The sequence below is a fragment of the Micromonospora sp. URMC 107 genome (genome assembly GCF_051386315.1).
Classification (GTDB): domain Bacteria; phylum Actinomycetota; class Actinomycetes; order Mycobacteriales; family Micromonosporaceae; genus Micromonospora.
In genome coordinates, this window is record NZ_JBPQTK010000047.1 from 14,320 (window position 1) to 34,254 (window position 19,935).

A 19,935-nucleotide genomic window follows, 5' to 3' on the forward strand; every position below is an offset into this window, starting at 1 on the left:
CGGTCGGCCGCCGGGCAGCTCGACAGCGTCCCGCGTGTGGATCCGGTCGGGCATGCCGGCCGCGTCAGCGGCACCCGATCAGCGCCAGACCGTGCGGCGCACCCCGTCGTGCGCGGCGCAGGCGTCGCGCCGCCCGCCGGTCAGGCTGACCGAGCCGTCGCCGCACTGCACGAGGTAGCCCCGGCCGGCCCAGAACTCGGGCGTGCAGTCGAACCAGTCGCAGATCTCGACGGCCGGCCTGCGGACGCGGTCGCCGCCGCAGAAGTCGTACCCCATCGGGTTGGCCGGGGCGCCGCAGCGCGGCTCACGGGCGGGCGTCGGCGTGGCGGCGGTGTCGCGTCGCGGCTTCGAGGCGGCCGGCGACGCCTTCGCCGGCGCGGCCGGGAGGGCGACGGGCGGGACGGCGGAGGCGCCCGGCGCGGGGGTGGCGGCGACGGCGACCTCGGAGCCGGTCGGGTCGGAGGGGTCGGTGTCCAGCAGCGCGGCGGGCACCAGCAGGGCGATGCCGGCGGCGACGGCCACGGTGCGCCGGCCGCCGGGCACGAACGCGAACGGCCGGGCCTGCGCCGGGGTGGCGATCAGCGGCCGGAACGGCTTGAGCTGCGCGTGCTCGGCGATCGCCTCGTCGAGTTGGTCGAGCACCGCGCCGCGCTGCTCGATGGCGTCGGCGAAGGCCAGGGTCAGCTTGAACCGGAAGTCGGCGGCGACGTCGGCGGGAAGCATCAGCCCGGAGGTGCGCCGCCGGTCCAGCACCTGCATCAGGGTGACCGGCGCGTGCGGGTCGTGGGCCAGGCCGGTCATCTTCCCGTACGCCCAGTCGCGCCGGCCGCGACCGCCGAGCAGCACCAGCCGGCGGTTGGTGATCACCGCCATGCCGGCGTCGGCGACCCGGATGCCGTCGGGCCTGCGGGGCCGCGGCGGCGCGGCCGTCGGAGCGACCGTGAGGTCGGGCGCGGGCAGCACGGTGGTGTGTCGGACCTCCACCAGTTGCGCGGCCGGCAGCACCCAGAACACCACCTCGTCGGACGCCAGCTCCAGGGGCAGGCCGGCGCCCGCCGCGGCCGAGCCCTGGAACTCCTCGGCGAGGGTACGCAGGCGGCGCAGTTCGTCGTCGCGTCGTCGCCATGCCTTGTCGGCGCTGCGGAACTCCCGCCGCCGCCGTTCGTTCTGCCGGTGCACCCACCGGTACCGCCACGTGGAACCCGTCGAATCAGTCCTTGCCACGCCGACTCCTTCGCCGCGCAGGCCACCAACCGGGGTGTCACAGGGATCAACGGTGACAACGGCCGACCGGGACACGTCGTGACGGGGCAAAATGGCCGAACGAGGGGCGAAATCGGGCGATCGGTGGATTTCGGCGGGCCGATTCGGGTCCGTCGGGCGTGTCGACGGGCGCGGAACGCACCACCCCGAGCCGCGCACCCGTGAACGCGGTCGCGCCCGCCCGGTCGCGGTGACCGGACGGGCGCGACGGGCGGCGGGTCAGTGGCCGCGGCCCTCCCCCACCCGGTAGGTGCGCAGGTTCGGGTCGGCCTTGATCTGCGCCTCCGTGTACTTGACGGTGTCCCAGCCCTTGCCCGAGTAGAGCCGGGTCTGGTCGCCGTACCAGGGCGAGTTCGGGTTGGCCGACTGGGAGTAGGTGAGGATCTGCCGCCCCGAGGGGCCGTCGCGGCCCAGCTCGACGGCCATCACGAAGGACGAGCCGTGCACCACCTTCGGATAGCCGACGCCGGGCGCCAGCGGACTGACGATCATGTTGAACACGCCGGCCTCGGCGCGTCCGCCGTGGATCGGGATCCGCCGGTCGCCGCGCGGTTCGGTCTGGACGTCGCCCAGCCGCGCGTCGAGCGGGATGCCGGCGAGCTTGCGGACCGCGTCGGCGAGCGCGGTGAGCACGCGCGGGTCGGCGGTGTTCAGCCGGCTCGGGGTGCGCACCGGGTCGGCGGCGTCGAACGCGTCGGCGAACCGGATGCCGCCCGACAGGGCGAACTCGGTGAACAGGTGCGCGCCCCGGCTGTCCAGGTCGACGCGCAGGTCCCAGCCCTTCAGCGCCGCGCAGGCCCCGCGCAGGTCGACCGTGGTCCCGTCCGAGGCGGTCGCGCTGGGGTGCGCGGCGCAGAGCGCCACCAGGTCGTCGCGGAGCAGCTCGCCGCCGTACGCGCGGTTGCCGAAGACCGTCTGCCAGAGCCGGGACGTGGTGTAGCCCCGCCCGGGCAGCCCGTCGGTGCCGGCGAGCCGCCCCTGCACCTGCTCCACGCCGAGGCGGGTACGCAGGCTGCGCTCGGTGCGCTCGTTGCCGACGATCCGCGGGTAGCCCTCCAGCGGCGCCTCCGGGTTGGCCAGCCAGTGGCTGTCGTTGGAGTTGGTCACGTAGTCGGCGCGGAACCGGATCGGCAGGTTCGCCGGGCCGAGGATGCCGGGCACCGCCGCGTCGGGGTCGCGGCCCAGCGCGCAGGCCGACCGGGAGCCGTCCAGGACGGCCTGGCCGCTGGTGGCGTAGAGCGGCTGGAACGGCGCGGGGATGCAGGCGGCGGCCAGCTCGTCCGTGACCCGGGGCACCACCGAGTGGTCGGCGTAGAGCGCCTCGCCGCGGGCGTCGGCGGCGATCACGTTCACCCAGGGCAGGAACTGGTGCCGGTCGAGGACCTGCTTCAGCTCGCGGACCGTCTTCGCCCGGCCCATCTCGAGCCAGCCGTCGAAGGCGCGGTTGTTGGTCGCGTTGGCGTCGGTGATCGCGTACGCGGCGGTGGTGGTCCAGTCGAAGGTGCCGGGGACGACGACCACCGGGCCGAAGTGGGTGTCGTGGAAGGTGCGGCTGACCGGCACGGTGCCGCCGCCCGGTGCGGGCACCCGGACGGTGACCGTGCGGGTGGTCATCTTCCGGGCCCCGCCGTCCACGTAGTACGAGGTGGGGTCGCCGGGGACCAGCGCGAGCCGGTGCCAGACGAAGCGGCGGGCGGTGGAGACGGTGTGGCTCCAGGCGAGGGTGCGGTTGTGCCCGATCTCGATGATCGGGTCACCGACCAGGGCCGCACCCTCCACGTCGTAGCGGCCGGGGACCTTCAGGTGCATCCGGTAGAAGCGCTCCGCCCCCTCCCACGGGAAGTGCGGGTTGGCCAGCACCATCCCGCCGCCGTGCGTGGTGGCCCGCGCGCCCAACCCGTAGGCGTTGCTGCCGACGCCGGCGGGCGCGCCGTCGCGGGCGGCGACGATCGCGGCGGCGCCCGGCGCGTCGAGGACGGCGGCCGGGCCGGTGGCCGTGGGCGGGGCGGCGGCGACGATCCCGTCGAGCACCGCCCGCGAGCCGGCCCGGACCATGCTGGCCCAGCTCGTGCGCCACATGTCCAGCTCGGTCAGCGGGCGCACCCACGGCTTGCCCCGGCAGGCCGGGTCGGTGAGGTTCGCCGCGCCGGTGCGGCGCAGGTAGTTGTTGTAGCCGGCGACGAAGCCGCGGATCTGGTCGCGGATTTCGTTCGACGGGGAGTGCACGCCGTCGCGGGGCCCGAGCAGCAGCCGCTCCGCCGCGCCGTCGTCGATCGCCTTGCGGAAGAACAGGTCGCTGCGCACGTTCGCGTCCGTGGGGCCCGCCGCCCCGAAGTAGCGGGACCGCTCGGCGTTGACCGTGACGACCTTCTCCGCGATGACGCAGATGTTGTCCTCGGCCTGGACGTGGCCGACGCCGAAGCCGAGGCTGGCGAAGGAACGGGCGGTGATGTGCGGGACGCCGTACGACGCCCGGCGGATCTCCGCCGAGTAGCCGCCGTCACCGTGCCGTGCGGCGGCCGGCGGGACGCCGGCGACCGCGGTGGTGGCGACCGTGGCGAGGGCGGTGACCAGCGCGCAGAGCGGCCTTGGCCTCATCGGGACTTCCTCCCGTCCGGTGGACGTGTGAGAAGTTCACACGACCGGCATTCTCGCCGGGCGCGGGCGTGCCGAGGAAGACCCGACCGGGAAACCGGGTTGTTCCCCCTACGGGCCGCCCGGACGCTGGGTAACGTCGGCGGCAGCCAGGGCCAGCGAGGGGGTGGGACCGGTGGGCGACCCGCTCCGCCCGGTGGTGATCGGCGTCGACATCGGCACCACCAGCACCAAGGCGGTCGCGTACGACGCAAACGGTGCCCAGCTCGCCCATCACTCGGTCGGCTATCCGCTCGACGAACCCCTTCCCGGCTACGCCGAGCAGGACGCGCGGCACATCCACGCGGCGGTGCTGGAGTCGGTGCGCACGGTCGTGGCGGAGCTGGACCGGCCGGTCGCCGGGCTCTCGTTCGGCACGGCGATGCACAGCCTGATCGGCCTGGATCCGGACGGCCACCCGATCACCCCGTCGCTCACCTGGGCCGACTCGCGGGCCAGCCGGCAGGCCGAACGGCTGCGGGCGGTCCCGTCCGGGCTGGCGCTGCACCGTCGCACCGGCACCCCGGTCCATCCGATGGCGCCGCTGCCCAAGCTGCTCTGGTTCGCCGAGCAGGAGCCGGTGCTGTTCGGGCGGGCGGCGTACTGGGTGGGCATCAAGGACTGGGTGCTGCTGCGGCTGTGCGACGCGCTGGTGACCGACCACTCGGTCGCCTCCGCGACCGGACTGATGGACCTGAGCCAGCTGTCCTGGGACGAGGAGGCGCTCGGCGTCGCCGGGATCACCGCGGGGCAGTTGCCGGAGCTGGTGCCCACCACCACCGTGCTGCCCGGCCTCACCGCCGAGGCCGCCGCGGCGACCGGGCTGCCCCGGGGCACGAGGGTGGTCGTCGGCGCCGGAGACGGCCCGCTGGCCAACCTGGGGCTCGGCGCGGTCGCCCCGGGCGTGATGGCCTGCACGATCGGCACCAGCGGCGCGATGCGGGTGATGGTGGAGCGTCCCGGCGTCGACCCGCTCGGTGGGGTGTTCTGCTACGCGCTGACCGAGCACCGCTGGGTGGTGGGCGGGGCGATCAACAACGGCGGCATCGTGCTCGAATGGGTCGGCGACGCGCTCGCTCCGGAACTCGGCGAGCACGCCGAGGAGGAGCTGCTGGCGCTGGCCGCCGAGGCGCCGGTCGGTTCCGGCGGCCTGATCATGCTGCCGTACCTGCTCAGCGAGCGTGCCCCGCACTGGAGCGCGCTGCCGCGCGGCGCGTACGTGGGGCTGGCCAACGGGCACCGCCGGGCCCACCTGGTGCGGGCCGCGCTGGAGGGCGTCTGCCAGCAGTTGGCGCTGGTGCTGGCCTCGGTGCGGGCCGCCGGCAACGAGGTCCGGGAGATCCGGGCCAGCGGCGGCTTCGCGCGCAGCCCGCTGTGGCGGCAGATGCTGGCCGACGTGCTCGGCGTGCCGGTGCGCTTCCCCGCCACGCGCGAGGGCTCCGGCTTCGGCGCGGCGCTGCTCGGCATGCAGGCGCTGGGGCTGATCCCCTCCATCGACGTCGCCGCAGACCTGGTGCGCATCGAGGAGACGGCACGCCCGGACCCGGCCGCCGCCGCCACCTACGCCGCCCTGCTGCCGCTCTTCGCCGGGCTCTACGACGCGCTGGTCCCCACGTTCACCGCGCTGCGCCGCCTCGCCCCGGGCCTGCCGCCGGAGTGACCGGTTCCGTCAGGGCGCCTCGACGCCGGAGATCAGGTACCGGTGCACCTCGGCGCCGCGGATCGCCACCGCCTGCTCCGTCGAGGGGCCGGAGCCCCGGAAGTCGAGCAGTTGCCCCTCGGACTCCCAGCGCTCGTAGACGTTGATCCGGCCCGGCTCGACCAGGTCCGCGCCGATCGCGAAGTCGACGCAGCCCGGCGCGGACCGCGCCTGCCGGACGACCTCCACGCAGTCGGCGAGGTAGGCGTTTCGCTGGTCCGGGTCGACGTAGAGACTGCCGGCGACGATGAGCACGGTGACCTCCGGGGACGGCCGCGCCTCAGGCGCGGGTGATCGCGTTGGCGTGGATGGCCTCGCCCAGGTACGCGGCCATCCCCGGCCTGATCTTCTCGAAGTACGCGGTGAACCGCTCGTCCGCCACGTACATGTCGGCCAGCCCGGTGTGGATCTCGTACGAGCACTCGTAGAACCAGCGGCTGATGAGCTGCCGGTGCTCCTCGGCCAGGTCCATCGCCGCCGGGCTGTCCGCCGGCGCGCCGGAGGACATCACCTCGGCGAACCGCCGGCCCCAGTCCTCGTTCTCCGCCCTGTTCCGCAGCCAGTCGTCCTTCGTGTAGCGGGACACGCGCCGGTTCGACTCCCGGTACGCCTCGCTGCCGCCCCAGCGCTGCTCGGCCTCCTCGGCGTGCGCCTCCGGGTCGAAGTCGCCGAAGACCTCGAACCGCTCCTGCGGGGTGAGTGGAATGTTCAACCTGCTCGCCTCCATCGCGAACTCGATCGCCGCGACCATCTCCTGGAGCCGCCTGATCCGTACGGTCAGCAGCTCGTGCTGGCGGCGCAGGTGCGCCGCCGGGTCGCTCGCCGGGTCGTCGAGGATCGCGGCGATCTCCTCCAACGGGAACCCCAGCTCCCGGTAGTAGCGGATGTGCTGCAACCGCTCCAGGTCGGCGTCGTCGTAGCGCCGGTAGCCCGTGCTGCTGCGGCCACCGGGCGTGAGCAGCCCGATCTCGTCGTAGTGGTGCAGCGTCCGCACGGTCACCCCGGCCGCCTTCGCCACCTGTCCCACCGTGTAGGCCATGGTTTCCCTCCCTTCCGCAAACGAGGCTCCCGCCTGCCGTCACGTGAGGGTCAAGCCCGATCCGCGTCGGCGTCGCGGGCCTCGTCGCCGGCGGGGGTCGGCGGTCCGCCGTGCGTCCAGGGCGTCTCCTCCGGGGCCGGGAACGCGCCGACCGGCATGAACGCGTCCGACAGGGTGGTGTAGCAGAGCCGCTCCCCCACCTCGGGCACGCTGCCCGGCGGCGCGGTCAGCCCCCGGCCCATCCCGCCGGAGAGCTCCAGCACCACCTCGGTCTTGCCGTCCGCCGCCGGGGTGACGAAGACCACCCGGGCCTTCTGCGCCGGCCGGGCCGGCGAGTACAGCGTCGCGCCGGGCGGCATCGGCACCGGCTCGGTGGTGACCAGCTGGATCCGGGGGCGCAGCACCGGCCGCTTGCCGCTGTCGTCCACCCGCTTCGGGTCGGCCAGGGTCACCTCGCCGACGAACGCCTCCCCGGTCAGCCGGTGCTCCGCCATCACCAGCGGGTCGTCGTAGGCGCGCTGCACCGCGTAGGAGGTCAGGGCCCGTTCCAGCCGGTGCAGCCGCTGGGCGGCGGCCACCGCCCCGTCCCGGCGGGGCTGCGGCGCGCCGCCGGAGTCGACGTGCTCGGCGTAGCCGGTGAAGGCGTCCTTGTCGCCGTCCCACCGGCCGGCCACCCGGGCGCCCGGGGGCAGGCCGCGCAGCAGCCCCACGCCGCGCCACATCAGCTCCCAGGTGGGTGCGAGCTGGTCGCGCAACAGCCGGGCCAGCTCCGCGTACGCCTCGGCGCGCGCGGCCGGGTCGTCCTCGGCGGCGGCGTACGCGGCGATGGCCGGGGCGAGCCGCAGGTTGTCGAAGTCGGGGTCGGTGGCCGGGCCGGCGGGCGGGCAGGTCGCCGGGTCCTCGGCCCGGGCCGCCGCCTCGGCGCCGGTGAGCCCGGCGGGCGGGTCGATCCAGCCGAGCAGCGCCGGCAGGTGCAGGTCCTCCACCACGCTCTGCCCGGTGGCCCAGTGCAGCGTCAGCGCGTCGGTCATCGCCAGCAGCGCCGACGAGCCCGGGTGCTCGGCCCGCTCGGCGAAGAAGGTCAGCCAGCGCCCGAGCACCGGCACCGACGGGTGCACCGGATACTCCCCGTCGGGGCGGCGGAAGCGGGTGGACCGGCCGAACAGCCGCAGGAAGGTGACCCCGGCCGGGTTCGGCACCAGCAGCTGCGGGGCGTCGACGTACCGGTACCGCACGTCCCGGCCCCGGTCGACCGGCACCGCCTCGGAGACGCCCCGGAACCGGTCCAGGTAGGGCAGCACGATCCCGGCCAGCTCGGCGGCGAACGCGAACCGCTGGTCGCGGTTGCGGGGCTGCGGCACGATCAGCAGCCGCGCCGCGTCCGGCGCGTCGCCGACCAGCGCCGCCAGCGGCGCGTTCGCCTCGCCGGCCATCGCCAGCGGCACCAGCACCAGCGGCCGCTCGGCCAGGTGCAGGTGCCGGACGGTCGCCACCGGCTGGGCCACCCCGGCGGCGAGCGCCTGGGCCCTGGCGAACGCGCGCAGCGTGCTCACGCGGACCCACCCCACCCGGCGGGCGCGGCGCCCGGGGCGGCCGGTCCGGGGCGGGCGGCGCGGGGCGTACTCATGCGGGAGTCCCGGCGAGGGCGTCGGCGCGTAGCCGGGCGGCGGCCCGCAGCAGCGCGGCGGCCTCCTCCTGCCCGGGCTCCGGCGTGCGCTCGCCGGCGGCCAGCGCCAGCACCTCGTCGACCTCCGCGACCCCGCCGAGCGCCTCCCGGACCGGCCGGCCCAGCGCCCCGGTGTGGCCGCGCGCCTCGTGGCGGCAGAAGTACGCCAGTTCGCAGGCCGCCAGACAGTCGGGCGCGTAGCGGGCCTCCACCGTCGACAGCGCGGCGAGCAGGGCCGCCGGCTCGGCCGTCAGGTCGGCGGTGAAGTCCCCGGGCACGGCGGCCAGCAGCGCGTCGACCCGGGCCATCCGGTCGAGCTGGCGGCGCAGCACCAGCAGTTGCTTGCGCACGTCGACCAGGCTGGCCACCGGCTGGTTGGCGAAGTCGCGCGGGCAGACCAGCACCGCGTCGTGCGACACCAGCTCCGGGTCGTGGCCGGCGGCGCCGAGCAGCTCGCGCAGGGCCAGCACGTAGACGGCGGACTGGATCGCGGCGGCGGACACCTTGGCCGGGTCGGCCTGGCCGTCGACCACCGGGAACGACTTGATCTCGACGACGTGGAACCGGCCGGCGAGCCGGGCGGCGACCAGGTCCGGCTCCAGGTGCACCCGGCGGCCGGCGACGTCCAGACCGAGCAGCGGGTGGTCGAACAGCGCGGCGGTGTCGTCCGTCCCGCCGGGGGCGGCGCCGGTCAGCAGCGCGGCGGAGCGCCGGTGCCGGGCGGCCGTGTCGTCCTCGGCGCCGTCGCCGAGGTCCGTCCAGCTCGCCGCCGCCGGCACGGGTACGCCCAACCGCTCGGCGACCAGCCGCAGCAGCTCGGCCCCGCCGTCGGCCTTGACCTGCGCCTCGAACGCGTTGCCGCGGGTGATGGCGAACCGGGACTGCCCGAAACGGGCGGGAAACCCGATCCGCTCCGCCAGCTTCGGCTTGTCGACCCCCGCGCCGTCCAGCACCGCCCGTCGGGTGCAGCCCGGGTTGCCGGTCAGGGCGGCGATGGTGCGCGCGTTGTGCCGCCTCGGTGGCACGCCGCCGCGGATCGCGGCCAGTCGTTCCTCGGTGCTCGTCACGATCCGCCACGATAGGCGGTCCCCGCCGCCCGCGCCGGGCGCCGCCCCGGCGGGTGGCATGCGGCGCGGCCGCCAGCCGGGGCGCAACGGCTCAGAGCATGGTGGTGAACGGCCCCAGGAAACCGCAGCAGAGCAGCCCGAAGACGCCGAGCGTGAGCAGCGCGATGCTGTAGTTCGACCAGAGCCCGAACTTCGTCACGTCGGTGCCGTACCCGTCGTAGGCGCGGTTGCGCCAGCCACCGAAGCGGAACGACAGGTGGTACGCCACGCCGGGCTGGGCCACCAGCGCGGTGGTGATCAGCGGCATGCCCAGGAAGTCGGTGTACCGGACGTCGTGCGGCCCGGCAGGGATCACCACGTGCCAGGTGCCCTCACCGGGGATCGGCACCGACTGGCCGTCGATCTTGAACTTGCTCGTGGTCGGCGCGGGCACGAGGTAGGGGCCACGGTTCACCGAGACGACGAGCACCGCGTAGCCCGGCGGGGGCGCGACCGGGTGGGGGTACACCATCGGTGTCACGGGGCCGGGCATGTGCGGGTACGACGCATGAGGGGGGTACGACACCGCCACATCCTGGCACGGCCCGACCAGTCCGCCGAGACTCGGCGGATCACGAAACGGTCAGCGTCCGGCGGAGCGGTTCCAGGGCGAACGGGGCAGGGCGGTGCCGGCCAGCGGCCGGCGGTCGCGGCGACGGCGGCGACGTCCGGGGGTGCACGGCGGCCGGGAGACGGTGTGCACGGGTGCCGGGGCGGGCACGGCGGGTTGCCGGCCGATCAGCCAGCAGAGGAAGCGGGCCATCGGTGGGGCTCAGCCGACCGGGAGGCGCTCGGCCTCGGACCGGGAGATCTCGTACTGGGCGCCGCAGAAGGTGCACTGCTGCACGTAGCGGGTGCGGATCGGGATGATCGGAACGAAGAAGAGGCTGAACTTCGTCGACCGGCGCGTGACCACCTGCGCGGCGTGGTTACGGCAGTTGCGGCAGACCTGCTGCACCACGCCGGACTGGCTGACCTTGGTGCGGAGCCCGAAGATGAAGAACATCGCCCGTCAGTACCCACCCGGAGCCCGACTATCACCTGCAATTCCGACCGGTTCCGGGCGCGGCCCGCGGCGGGACCGCGCCCGGTACGCGTACGTCAGCTCGTCGCCTTCACGGGCTCCAGGCCCGGCACCTCGGCGGGGAGCCAGATCGGCTGCCAGTTCTCCATCTCGTGGAAGCGGCGCAACTCGAACAGCCCCGCGACCGACCCGGCCCAGGCCCCGTACGGGGGGTGCTGCTCGTCGAAGCCGGACTGCACGAAGGTCAGCTTCGTCCTCCCCTGCGACTCGGCCAGCTCCCAGGTGGTGACGCCCGTCGGCCCCCAGTCCACCGACAGCTTCCGGCCCGGCTCCAGGTCGACGACCTTGGCCGCGTAGCCGTGCTCGAAGCCGCCCATCGCGTAGCGGCCGCCGACCCAGGGCTCGATGCCGATCGGGTAGCCGAACCAGGCGCTGGCCTGCTCGGAGTCGGTCAGCGACTCGAACACCTTCGCCGTCGGCGCGTCGATCAGCAGCTCGCCGCGCATGTCGGCGGAGGTGAAGTCGACCTTCGGCAGCAGCGGTTGCCCTTCCAGGTGGGCGGCCAGGTTGGCCAGCGACAGGCTCCAGAACGTCTGGAGCACGCCGCGGATGGTGCTGCCGCTCATCGCCTCGGCGAAGTCGAAGTGGCTCTGGGTGAGCGTCAGCACCGTGGTGTCGGGACCCTCGGCGCGCAGGGCGAACTCGGTGGTGGTCTCCACCCCGTCGAGCAGCCAGGCGAAGCGCAGCGTGTCGTCGTCGGCGTGCAGCAGCCGCTGGTGCGGCACGTCACCCTCGGGCGTGTGCCGGCCCCAGAACTCGTACCGTCTCGGCAGCTCGACCTCGGCGTGCTCGGCCAGCCAGACGCGCAGCTCGGCCGGGTCGGTCAGGGCGCGGCGGACGGCCCCGGCCGGCGCGGCGAGACGGACGGGCAGCCTCATCGGTTCAGTCACGTTCTTTCCCCTTCGGATAGCAGGCCACGGCGAGCTTGAAGGCGTCGCCCTCGGCGCCGCCGTAGCGCGTGAACAGGTCCTGCAGAGCGGCCTGCAGGTCGTGCAGGAACTGCGGGCGAAGCTCCGGCGGCACCCGGATCTCGCCCGCGACCCCGATCGAGGGGAGCTCGGGGGCGGCGCGGTCCAGCGCGGCGACGTCCGCCTGGACCTCCTCCATCAGGTCCAGCAGGTGGCCGAGGCTCAGCTCGTCGCGGGCCCGACGCAGGCCGATCCGGCCGACCAGCCGGGGGGACAGCCAGTAGGACCGGGCCGCGGCCTGGTAGATGCCCTCGGTGATGCCCCGGACCTTGCGCTCGCTGACCAGCTCGACCAGCCCGGCGGCGACGAGCTGCTTGACGTGGTAGTAGACGCGCTGCGGCGTCTGCTCCAGCCGGGTGGCGACCTCGGTGCAGGTGCGCGGCTCGGCCAGTTGCCGCAGCACCTCGACGCGCTGCGGCTTGAGCAGGACCTCGGCCTGCTCGATCTGTTCCAGGTACAGGACGTCTCTCATGGCAAAATCAGTTTGTACGTACAAAACTTTCTTGTCAATCGGTTCGACGACAGCCGCGCCGAGGGTCGGCGCGGCTGTCGGACGCGGATCAGGCCAGCCAGTCGGGGCGTAGCGGGTAGCCGCTCGCCCCCTCCGGGCCGTTGCGGGTGGCCAGCACCTGGTGCAGCTGGATGCCGTTGCGCTCGAACGCCAGCCGGGACCCGGCCATGTAGAGGCCCCAGACCCGGGCCGTGCCCGGCCCCACCTCGGAGACGCAGAAGTCCCAGTGCGCCACCAGGTTGCGGCACCAGCCGGCCAGGGTCAGCGCGTAGTGCAGCCGCAGGTTCTCCTCGTGCTGCACCTCCAGCCCGACGTCGTGGATCTCGCTGACCACGCGCCCCGGGCCGGCCAGCTCCCCGTCGGGGAAGACGTAGCGGTCGATGAACGCGCCCGAGCGGTGCGGCGCGTGGTTGTCGGCCCGGGTGATGCAGTGGTTGAGCAGCCGGCCGTCCGGCCGCAGCCGGTCGGACAGGGCGCCGAAGTAGGCCGGGTAGTTGCGCACCCCGATGTGCTCGGTCAGGCCGATCGAGGAGATCGCGTCGAACTGCTCGCGCGGCGCGTCGCGGTAGTCGAGGTGGCGCACCTCGGCCAGGCCGGTCAGCCCCTCCCGCTCGATCGCCGCCCGCGCCCACTCGGCCTGCGCCCGGGACAGGGTCACCCCGAGCGCCTGCACGCCGTACTCGCGGGCGGCGTGCCGGACCATGCCGCCCCACCCGCAGCCCACGTCGAGCAGCCGCATCCCCGCCTTGAGCGCCAGCTTCTGCGCCACCAGGTCGTACTTGGCCGCCTGGGCCTGCTCCAGCGTGTCGTCGGGCGAGCGGAAGACCGCGCAGGTGTACGTCATCGACGGGCCGAGCACCTTCTCGTAGAAGGCGTTCGAGACGTCGTAGTGGTGGGAGATCGCGGTGCTGTCGCGGGCCCGGGAGTGCCGCAGCCCGTTCATCAGGCGCTTCCAGCGCGGCTGCGCCTCCTGCGGCGGGGGCGGCGGCGGCACCAGCCGCTCCCAGCCGAGCCCGCGCACGAGGGCCAGCCCCTCGGCCAGCGACGGCGTACGCAGCCGCAGCTCGTCCTTGAGCACCCGCAACGCCTCGTACGGGTCGCCCGGGTGCACCCCCTGCAACGCCAGGTCGCCGCCGACGTACGCCCGGGCCATGCCCAGGTCGCCCGGGGCGGTGAGCAGGTAGGTCAGGCCCCGCTCAGAACGGATCGACAGGGTGATCCCGGCGTCGGCCGGGCCCACCGCGCTGCCGTCGTACCCGGTGACCCGCACCGGGAGGGCCCCGGTGGTCAACGCGCGGACGACGTCCGCCACGGTCGGACCCGGGCGCCGGCTCCCCGCCGGCGGACTGGCGGGAGCGCTCGCCGCCCCCTGGTCTCGATCGGTCAGGCTCATGCTCGTGCTACCGCCTTCTCGTACAGTCCGGTGAGCCGGTGGTCCGGGTCGTAACGGTCCTTCACCGCGCGCCACGTCGCGCCTCCGTAGAGCCGGTCGAAGGATTCCCGGTCGTAGTACGCGTCGGAGTAGAGCGACTTGTGGCCGCCCGACTCCGACACCGTGCGCTCGATCGCGCGGTTGACATCGCCGTCGGCGGCCCCGGCCGCGATCGGCACGCTTCCCCAGAAGCCGACGTTCACGTAGTTCTGTCCGGCTCGGAGCGGATAGAGCGGCCAGGCCCGGGCCGACCCCGGACCGGACGGTTCGCGCAGCCGCAGCGGGCACAGCCAGACCGGGGTCATCCCGACGGTGCGGGCGAACCAGCGCAGGAACTCCGCCGTCCGCTCCAGCGGGATCTCCACGTCCTGCACCACCCGCTCGCGCGCCGGCTGGCCGCGCAGGCGGTCGATCCGGGCGGCCACGCCGTGCCGGTGCTCCAACCGGACCAGCCGGTGGTAGACGTCGCTGCGCCGCCACCGCGCCGGCCAGACCCGCCGCAGGACCGGGTGCTGCACCCCGAACGCCGCCGAGCACCAGAACCAGTCGGTGTCCCAGCGCCAGAGATAGTCGTACGTGGTCAGTGCGTCGCGCGTGTGCCGGCGCAGCGACCGGTAGTAGATTTCCTGGCCCGTGTAGTCGCTGACCCGCGGGGCGTCGTCGGTGAAGGTGCCGAGCACCAGGTAGGCCTCGCCGGGGCTGAACATCACCCCGTCCATCGCGTCCACCGCCTCGCCGGCCCAGGACCGGGTCGCGGTGACCTCGGCGAGCGCGTCGGCGAGGGCCTCCAGCCGGGTGAACCGGACGTTGCGCAGGGCCACGAAGCGGCGTACCGGCTGGAGCTCGATGCGCAGCCGGGTGGCGTAGCCGAGGCTGCCCAGCGAGTTGGGGAACGCCGCGAAGAGGTCGGCGTGCTCGCCCTCGGGGCGGGCGGTGACGATCTCGCCGGCCCCGGTCAGCACGTCCATCTCGGTCACCGACTCGTGCGGCAGGCCGTTGCGGAACGACGTCGACTCGATGCCGAGCCCGGTCACCGCCCCGCCGAGGGTGATGGTGCGCAACTGCGGCACCACCAGCGGCATGAGCCCGTGCGGCAGGGTCGCGTCGACCAGGTCCTCGTAGGTGCACATGCCCTGCACGTCGGCCGTGCGGGCGACCGGGTCGACGGCGAGCACGCCGGTGAGCCCGCTGACGTCCAGGCCCGGCGCGCGCGGGGCGGACCGGGGGCGGAACAGGTTGGAGGTGCGCTTGGCGAGCCGCACCGGTTCGCCCGCGGGCACCGCCGCATAGGACCGTCGCAACTGGGCCACCGCGCCGTCGTGGTCGACCGGATGATGATCCACACGGACCGCACACATGCGATCACTGTACGCGCCAGGTGCCCGTGGCGTGGGACCTCCACGTCCGCATTCGTGCCATGTCGGGGTGACTGGCCGTCGCCGGCCCGGCGACATAGCGTGGAGCCATGCCGAAAGCCGTCTGGAACGACCTGGTCGTGGCCGAGAGCGACGACACCGTGCTGGTCGAGGGGAACCACTACTTCCCGCGTGCCGCCCTGCGCGCCGACCTGATCCGCGAGTCCGACACCCACACGGTCTGCCCGTGGAAGGGCACCGCGTCCTACTACACCCTGGAACACGAGGGCCGGACCAGCGCCGACGCGGTCTGGTACTACCCGGAGCCGAAGCCGGAGGCGGAGATGGTCCGCGACCGGGTCGCCTTCTGGAAGGACGTCCAGGTCGTCGACTGACGCGCCTCAGCCGGCGCGCAACATGCGCAGCTGGGCGAGGTGCTTCGGCAGGTGGACGCGGGCGTGCAGGTCGAGGGTGCGGCCCCAGGGCAGCGGCTCGTCGACGACGAGGTCGAAGCCCTCACGCAGGTGGGTCTCGACCGGGGTCTGCGCCGCCGGGCCGAGCCGCTCGGTCAGCGCGCAGAGCTTCTGGCTGGTGGCCCGCAGCAGGGTGGCCAGCCCGGCCAGCCCGCCACACTCGACGACCAGCGCGTCCACCTGCGGGCGGTGGACGGTCTCCAGGTCGTAGTACGCGAACGGCGAGCCGGCGATGACCGCCTCGGTCGCCTCGGTCATCAGCTCGTCGTTGGCGGCGAGGTGGGCGACGATCTGCTCGGCGCTGAGCTGCCCGGCCGGCGGCGGCCCGAACCTGCCCGCGTCGACCTCCGCGAGCACCTCCTCGTACGCCCCCCGCAACGTGCCGCTGTCCATGTCCCCAGTCAATCCCGGCCCGCGCCGTCCGACCCGGCGTTCCCGCGGACGGTTCACCCGGAAGGGGCCGGCCGGAAACGCATGCCCGGACGTCGCCGGCCGGAGGGCTGACCGGACGCTGTCGAGCTGCCCCGTCGATAGGACCAGGAGCGGCGGGCCGGAAGGACTCGGCAGGAGACGCGCATCGGCGCTCCTCCTTCGACTCCCGGCCCTCGCCGGAACGATCCAGCCGCTGCATCTGGTCGGCAGGCCGGGACCGGGCCTTCCGGGGTAGCTTCGGACGAGGTCCCAGGTTGGCACGGCCTCCCGTCCCGGACGAGGCCTCTGACCGGCACAGCCTCCCGTCCCGGACGAGGCCTCTGGCCGGCACAACCTTGAGGCGCCCGGCATCGGCACGACCTCCGGCCACGCACGAGGCCGCGGCATCGGCACGTACCGTGGTCTCACCAATGGGGCAGCTCGACAGCGTCCAAGCGGCGCGCCCCAAGGCGAGGCGCGCCCCAAGGCCGGGCGCACTTCAAGGCTGGGCGCACCCAGGGCGAGGCGCACCATGCCCGGGCACGCCCCGAGGCCCGACGGCGCCCGAAGCCCGAGGGCCAACCAGAGCGCTGCACCGCGCCCGGATCGGGCCTCCCTGCCGGCCGGGGCCACGGGGTGCTCAGCCGCTCGGTCCGTCGAATCCGCCAGGTCAACGCCGGCGGGGCTGCCGGGTGCGCAGGTAGTCGGAGACCACGTACTCGCCGAGGTCCTCCAGGTCGGGGGTGAACATCCGGCCCTTCGAGCGGCGCGCCACGGCGTCGACGAAGCGGCGCAGGCCGGGATCGTCGCCGAGCATGAACAGGTTGAGCGTGGCGCCGTAGCGGGTGAGCCGGTCCACCTCGCGTACGGTCGCCTCGATCGTCTCGGGCAGCGGCGGCCAGTGGAACAGCGCCTCCCCGTCGTCCGGGTCCAGGTGGGCGGTCGGCTCCCCGTCGGTGACCACCAGCACCACCGGCTCGGCGTCCGGGTGCCGCCGCAGGTGCCGGGCTGCCAGCCGCAGCGCGTGCTGCAGATTCGTGCCCTGCCGCATGTCGGGCTCGACGGCGGCCAGCTCCTGCTGGGTCAGCGGCAGCGCCTCCAGGCCGAAGCCGACGATCTGCAACGCGTCCTGGGGGAACCGGGTGGCCATCAGGTGCGCCAGCGCCAGCGCCGTCTGCTTCATCGGGCCCCACCGGCCCTGGGAGATCATCGAGTAGGAGAGGTCGACGCAGAGCACCACGGCCGCCGAGGCCCGCCGCTCGGTCTCCACCACCTCGAAGTCCTCGACGGCCAACCGCACCGGCACGCCGGAGCCGGCGCGGCTGACCGCCCGGGTCAGCGTCCGCACCACGTCGAGGGGCTGCTCGTCGCCGTACTCCCACGGCCGGGAACCGCCGCTGACCTCGCCGGCGGCGCCCGCCGAGCGCAGGTCGTGCTGGCCGCGCGGCCCGGCGGTCAGGTCCGCGAAGACCCGCCGCAGCGCGGTGCCGCCGAGGCGGCGCAGCGCCTTCGGGCTCAGGGTCAGCCCCTCGGCGTCCCGGCTCACCCACCCCTGCCGGCGCAGCTCCCGTTCCAGCTCCCGCAGCCGGCGTACGTCGTCGGCGGCGTCCCGGCCCAGCGTCCGGGCCACCGCGTCGACGTCGACCTCGTCCAGGGTGGCCCCCGGATGCTCCTGGTCGAGCTGGTCCAACAGCTCGTCCAGCTCGGCGATCTCGCCGAGCGCGCCGGCCGCCTCGCCGTAGCCGAGGGGCCGCTCGCCCCGCACCCGCTCGCCCGGGCCCCGGTGCAGGTCGGGGCGGAGCGCGCGGAGGTTGGCGTCCAGCGCGGACAGCTCCCCGGCGAGCCGGTCGCCCAGCGACTGCCGCATCAGGTCGGCCAGCTCCTCGCGCTGCCGGTCGGACAGCGAGCGCATCAGCCGCTCACCGGCGGCCGACCGCCGGGCCAGCACGTCGACCAGTTCGTCCACGTCGGCCGGCCGCTCCGGGAAGAACTCGCCGTGCCGGCGCATGAACTCGGCGAAGGCGTCGGTGGTGTCCTCCGACCGGGCGTGCCGGGCGAGCAGGTCGTTCAGGTCGCGCATCATCTCGGCGAGCCGCTGCTGCGCGCCGGGGTCCGCCGAGGCGCGCACCGCGTCCCGAAGCCCGGCGAAGCGCTGGCCGAGCACGTCGTCGCGCAGCCCGTCGAGGATCCGCTGGAACGTCCGGCCGGCCTCGTCGCTGCTCCACCGGTATCCGGTCAGCTCCGCCACGGCGCGGGCCGTCGAGGGGGGCAGGTTGTCCAGCACCGCCTCGGCGAAGCGCGCGTCGTCGTCGTCGCGCCCGCGCAGCTCGTCCCGCTCGGCGGCGAGCGCCTGGTCGAGCAGGGCCCGGGCCCGGGTGACCGCCCCGTCGAGGTCTCCCCGGCGCAGCGCCTCCCGGCGCAGCCGCCTCGCCCGGGCGGCGAGGTCGTCGAGGCCGCCGCGTCCCTGCGGCCCCCGACGCAGCAGGTCCCGCAGCGCCTCCCGGAGGCTGCCGCCGGCGAGCACCTCGGCACCGACGGCGTCCACCGCCCCCCGCACGTCGTACGGGGGCGCGAGCGGGTCGGGGCCGCCCCGCCACTGCCCGTACCGGAACCGGTCGCCGGCCATGCTCAGGCCCGGCCGCCGTAGCGGGTCCGGCCGGAGTCGGTGACGTCCTTGCCGAGCCGGCGGGTCAGGTGCAGCCCCTCCAGGACGAACTCCACGCCGGCGGCGGCCTGCTCCGGGGTGGGCGCGTCGCCCAGCCCCAGCCGGTCGAGCGCCTTGGCCAGCCCGGGGACGGTGCCCACCTGGCGCAGCAGCTCGGCGGAGCCGACCAGCTCCCCGGTCTCGATCACCGCGTCCTCGTCGACCAGCGCGGTGAAGCCGGAGAGGTCCAGCCCGGCCAGCCGGGACCGGAACGTCTCGGCGGTCGCGGTCCGCAGCAGGTGGCCGAGGATCTCGACCTCCCGCCCCTCCTCGCCACTCTCGAACTCGACCTTGCCGCGCAAGGTCGACGTCACCGGCACCGCGTCGCCGACCCGGGCGACCGGTGCCTCGGGGCGCACCCCGTCGGCCGGCGCCGTGCCGGCCGCAAGCAGGCCGGCGCGGCGCAGCGCGGCGGCGGCGACCGTCTCGGCGGCGGCGATGGCGAACCGGGCGGAGACCCCGGAGCGCGGGTCCACCGACGGCGACTCGCGCACCGCGCGGGCGAACCGCGCGAGGACCTCCAGCACGTGCTCCGGCACCTCGGCGACCAGGTCGGCCTCCTGCCGGATCAGCTCCAGCTCCAGGTCGAGGTCGACCGGGTAGTGGGTGCGGACCTCGGCGCCGAAGCGGTCCTTCAGCGGGGTGATGATCCGGCCCCGGTTGGTGTAGTCCTCCGGGTTGGCGCTGGCCACCAGGAACAGGTCCAGCGGCAGCCGCAGCTGGTAGCCCCGGACCTGGATGTCCCGTTCCTCCAGCACGTTGAGCAGCGCCACCTGGATCCGCTCCGCCAGGTCGGGCAGCTCGTTGACGGCGAAGATGCCCCGGTTGGTGCGCGGGACGAGGCCGAAGTGGATGGTCTCCGGGTCGCCGAGGGTGCGCCCCTGGGCGATCCGGATCGGGTCGACGTCGCCGATCAGGTCGCCGACGCTGGTGTCCGGGGTGGCCAGCTTCTCGCCGTAGCGCATCGAGCGGTGCAGCCACGCCACCGGCAGGTCGTCGCCGGCCTCGGCGACCAGCGTCCGCGAGCCCGAAGTGAGCGGGTGCAGCGGATGCTCGTTGAGCACCGAGCCGGCGATCACCGGCGTCCACTCGTCGAGCAGGCCGACGAGCGAGCGGATGAGTCGGGTCTTGCCCTGGCCCCGCTCGCCGAGCAGCACCATGTCGTGCCCGGCGAGCAGGGCCCGCTCGACCTCGGGCAGGACCGTGTCGTCGTAGCCGACGATGCCGGGAAAGCGCTCGACGCCGGACCGCATCCGGGCCAGCAGGTTGTCGCGGAGTTCCTGCTTGACCGTGCGGTACGCGTGGCCGGCCGCCCGCAGCTCGCCGAGCGTACGGGGCAGGTCGGCCGGTGGGGCCGGGGTAACCGGGGAAGGCGCAGTCACCCGACCCACGCTAGCTCACGAGAGCGGGGACGCCCGGGCCGTCGACCGGGCGCCCCCGCCGGCGGGACGCTCAGCCCCGCCCGCAGCGCCGGCAGGCGCCCCGGCGGCGCAGGTGGTACGCGTACGTGGCGGCGCCGAGCGCGACGCCCCAGAACGGCCAGAGCAGCATCGGGGCGGTGGCCGCGCCGATCTCGGAGAAGTCCCAGAA

At 74.6% G+C, this 19,935-nt stretch carries 17 protein-coding genes; 2 read left to right on the forward strand and 15 right to left on the reverse strand.

The window, feature by feature from the left end:
* Positions 1-78: 78 nt before the first annotated feature.
* Together ACSNN9_RS13535 and ACSNN9_RS13540 are read right to left on the reverse strand one after the other, a co-directional pair.
* A complete protein-coding gene (locus ACSNN9_RS13535) occupies positions 79-1,224 on the reverse strand; it encodes a hypothetical protein (protein ID WP_436673382.1) in 1,146 nt (381 codons plus the stop codon).
* Positions 1,225-1,482: 258 nt separating this feature from the next.
* Complete coding sequence (locus tag ACSNN9_RS13540) at positions 1,483-3,861, reverse strand: acylase (protein ID WP_436673383.1); 2,379 nt, start codon at positions 3,859-3,861, stop codon at positions 1,483-1,485.
* A 172-nt stretch (positions 3,862-4,033) separates the two neighbouring features.
* Between ACSNN9_RS13540 and ACSNN9_RS13545 the strand changes: the two genes are divergently transcribed.
* Positions 4,034-5,557, forward strand: a complete 1,524-nt coding sequence (locus tag ACSNN9_RS13545; RefSeq protein WP_436673384.1) for a gluconokinase — start codon at positions 4,034-4,036, stop codon at positions 5,555-5,557.
* Positions 5,558-5,566: 9 nt separating this feature from the next.
* Here ACSNN9_RS13545 and ACSNN9_RS13550 read toward each other — a convergent pair whose 3' ends face one another.
* The 10 genes from ACSNN9_RS13550 to ACSNN9_RS13595 form a co-directional block, all read right to left on the reverse strand.
* A complete protein-coding gene (locus ACSNN9_RS13550) occupies positions 5,567-5,851 on the reverse strand; it encodes a putative quinol monooxygenase (RefSeq protein WP_436673385.1) in 285 nt (94 codons plus the stop codon).
* A 25-nt stretch (positions 5,852-5,876) separates the two neighbouring features.
* Positions 5,877-6,635 carry a MerR family transcriptional regulator gene (locus ACSNN9_RS13555; protein WP_436673386.1) on the reverse strand — a complete coding sequence of 253 codons (759 nt, stop codon included), beginning with the start codon at positions 6,633-6,635 and terminating at the stop codon, positions 5,877-5,879.
* Positions 6,636-6,685: 50 nt separating this feature from the next.
* Complete coding sequence (locus ACSNN9_RS13560; RefSeq protein WP_436673387.1) at positions 6,686-8,188, reverse strand: hypothetical protein; 1,503 nt, start codon at positions 8,186-8,188, stop codon at positions 6,686-6,688.
* A 70-nt stretch (positions 8,189-8,258) separates the two neighbouring features.
* Complete coding sequence (locus tag ACSNN9_RS13565; RefSeq protein WP_436673388.1) at positions 8,259-9,368, reverse strand: hypothetical protein; 1,110 nt, start codon at positions 9,366-9,368, stop codon at positions 8,259-8,261.
* A gap of 91 nt (positions 9,369-9,459) precedes the next feature.
* Positions 9,460-9,879, reverse strand: a complete 420-nt coding sequence (locus ACSNN9_RS13570) for a hypothetical protein (RefSeq protein ID WP_436673389.1) — start codon at positions 9,877-9,879, stop codon at positions 9,460-9,462.
* Between the two features lie 300 nt (positions 9,880-10,179).
* On the reverse strand, positions 10,180-10,413 hold the full coding sequence (locus tag ACSNN9_RS13575) for a zinc-ribbon domain-containing protein (RefSeq protein WP_436673390.1): 234 nt from the start codon (positions 10,411-10,413) through the stop codon (positions 10,180-10,182).
* Between the two features lie 95 nt (positions 10,414-10,508).
* Entirely contained in the window at positions 10,509-11,381 is an 873-nt protein-coding gene (locus tag ACSNN9_RS13580) for an SRPBCC family protein (protein WP_436673391.1), read from the reverse strand.
* On the reverse strand, positions 11,374-11,931 hold the full coding sequence (locus ACSNN9_RS13585) for a helix-turn-helix domain-containing protein (protein WP_436673392.1): 558 nt from the start codon (positions 11,929-11,931) through the stop codon (positions 11,374-11,376). The genes ACSNN9_RS13580 and ACSNN9_RS13585 overlap by 8 nt, the downstream gene beginning before the upstream one ends.
* 88 nt (positions 11,932-12,019) lie before the next feature.
* Positions 12,020-13,363, reverse strand: a complete 1,344-nt coding sequence (locus ACSNN9_RS13590; protein ID WP_436673393.1) for a class I SAM-dependent methyltransferase — start codon at positions 13,361-13,363, stop codon at positions 12,020-12,022.
* The gene (locus ACSNN9_RS13595) at positions 13,360-14,760 is read right to left on the reverse strand and encodes an FAD-binding oxidoreductase (protein ID WP_436673394.1); all 1,401 of its coding nucleotides are present in this window, start codon (positions 14,758-14,760) and stop codon (positions 13,360-13,362) included. Before ACSNN9_RS13595 ends, ACSNN9_RS13590 begins: the two co-directional genes overlap by 4 nt.
* Before the next feature lie 107 nt (positions 14,761-14,867).
* Between ACSNN9_RS13595 and ACSNN9_RS13600 the strand changes: the two genes are divergently transcribed.
* Positions 14,868-15,152, forward strand: coding sequence for a DUF427 domain-containing protein (locus tag ACSNN9_RS13600; RefSeq protein ID WP_436673395.1), 285 nt, complete (start codon positions 14,868-14,870; stop codon positions 15,150-15,152).
* A gap of 6 nt (positions 15,153-15,158) precedes the next feature.
* Here the strand turns inward: ACSNN9_RS13600 and ACSNN9_RS13605 are convergent, their stop codons facing one another.
* The 3 genes from ACSNN9_RS13605 to ACSNN9_RS13615 all read right to left on the reverse strand — a co-directional run bounded on the left by ACSNN9_RS13605 (position 15,159) and on the right by ACSNN9_RS13615 (position 19,736).
* Positions 15,159-15,623, reverse strand: a complete 465-nt coding sequence (locus ACSNN9_RS13605) for a hypothetical protein (RefSeq protein ID WP_436673396.1) — start codon at positions 15,621-15,623, stop codon at positions 15,159-15,161.
* 688 nt (positions 15,624-16,311) lie between these two features.
* Complete coding sequence (locus ACSNN9_RS13610) at positions 16,312-18,267, reverse strand: VWA domain-containing protein (protein WP_436673397.1); 1,956 nt, start codon at positions 18,265-18,267, stop codon at positions 16,312-16,314.
* A gap of 2 nt (positions 18,268-18,269) precedes the next feature.
* Positions 18,270-19,736: a magnesium chelatase gene (locus tag ACSNN9_RS13615; protein WP_436673398.1), complete on the reverse strand. Its 1,467-nt coding sequence runs from the start codon at positions 19,734-19,736 to the stop codon at positions 18,270-18,272.
* Positions 19,737-19,935: the final 199 nt, after the last annotated feature.

Bases quoted from the DNA above. Each gene is read 5' to 3' on its own strand.
- ACSNN9_RS13540 (WP_436673383.1), bottom strand. From the start codon at position 3,861: ATGAGGCCAAGGCCGCTCTGCGCGCTGGTCACCGCCCTCGCCACGGTC.
- ACSNN9_RS13555 (WP_436673386.1), bottom strand. From the start codon at position 6,635: ATGGCCTACACGGTGGGACAGGTGGCGAAGGCGGCCGGGGTGACCGTG.
- ACSNN9_RS13570 (WP_436673389.1), bottom strand. From the start codon at position 9,879: ATGGTGTACCCCCACCCGGTCGCGCCCCCGCCGGGCTACGCGGTGCTC.
- ACSNN9_RS13575 (WP_436673390.1), bottom strand. From the start codon at position 10,413: ATGTTCTTCATCTTCGGGCTCCGCACCAAGGTCAGCCAGTCCGGCGTG.
- ACSNN9_RS13585 (WP_436673392.1), bottom strand. From the start codon at position 11,931: ATGAGAGACGTCCTGTACCTGGAACAGATCGAGCAGGCCGAGGTCCTG.
- ACSNN9_RS13590 (WP_436673393.1), bottom strand. From the start codon at position 13,363: ATGAGCCTGACCGATCGAGACCAGGGGGCGGCGAGCGCTCCCGCCAGT.
- ACSNN9_RS13595 (WP_436673394.1), bottom strand. From the start codon at position 14,760: ATGTGTGCGGTCCGTGTGGATCATCATCCGGTCGACCACGACGGCGCG.
- ACSNN9_RS13600 (WP_436673395.1), top strand. From the start codon at position 14,868: ATGCCGAAAGCCGTCTGGAACGACCTGGTCGTGGCCGAGAGCGACGAC.
- ACSNN9_RS13605 (WP_436673396.1), bottom strand. From the start codon at position 15,623: ATGGACAGCGGCACGTTGCGGGGGGCGTACGAGGAGGTGCTCGCGGAG.
- ACSNN9_RS13610 (WP_436673397.1), bottom strand. From the start codon at position 18,267: ATGGCCGGCGACCGGTTCCGGTACGGGCAGTGGCGGGGCGGCCCCGAC.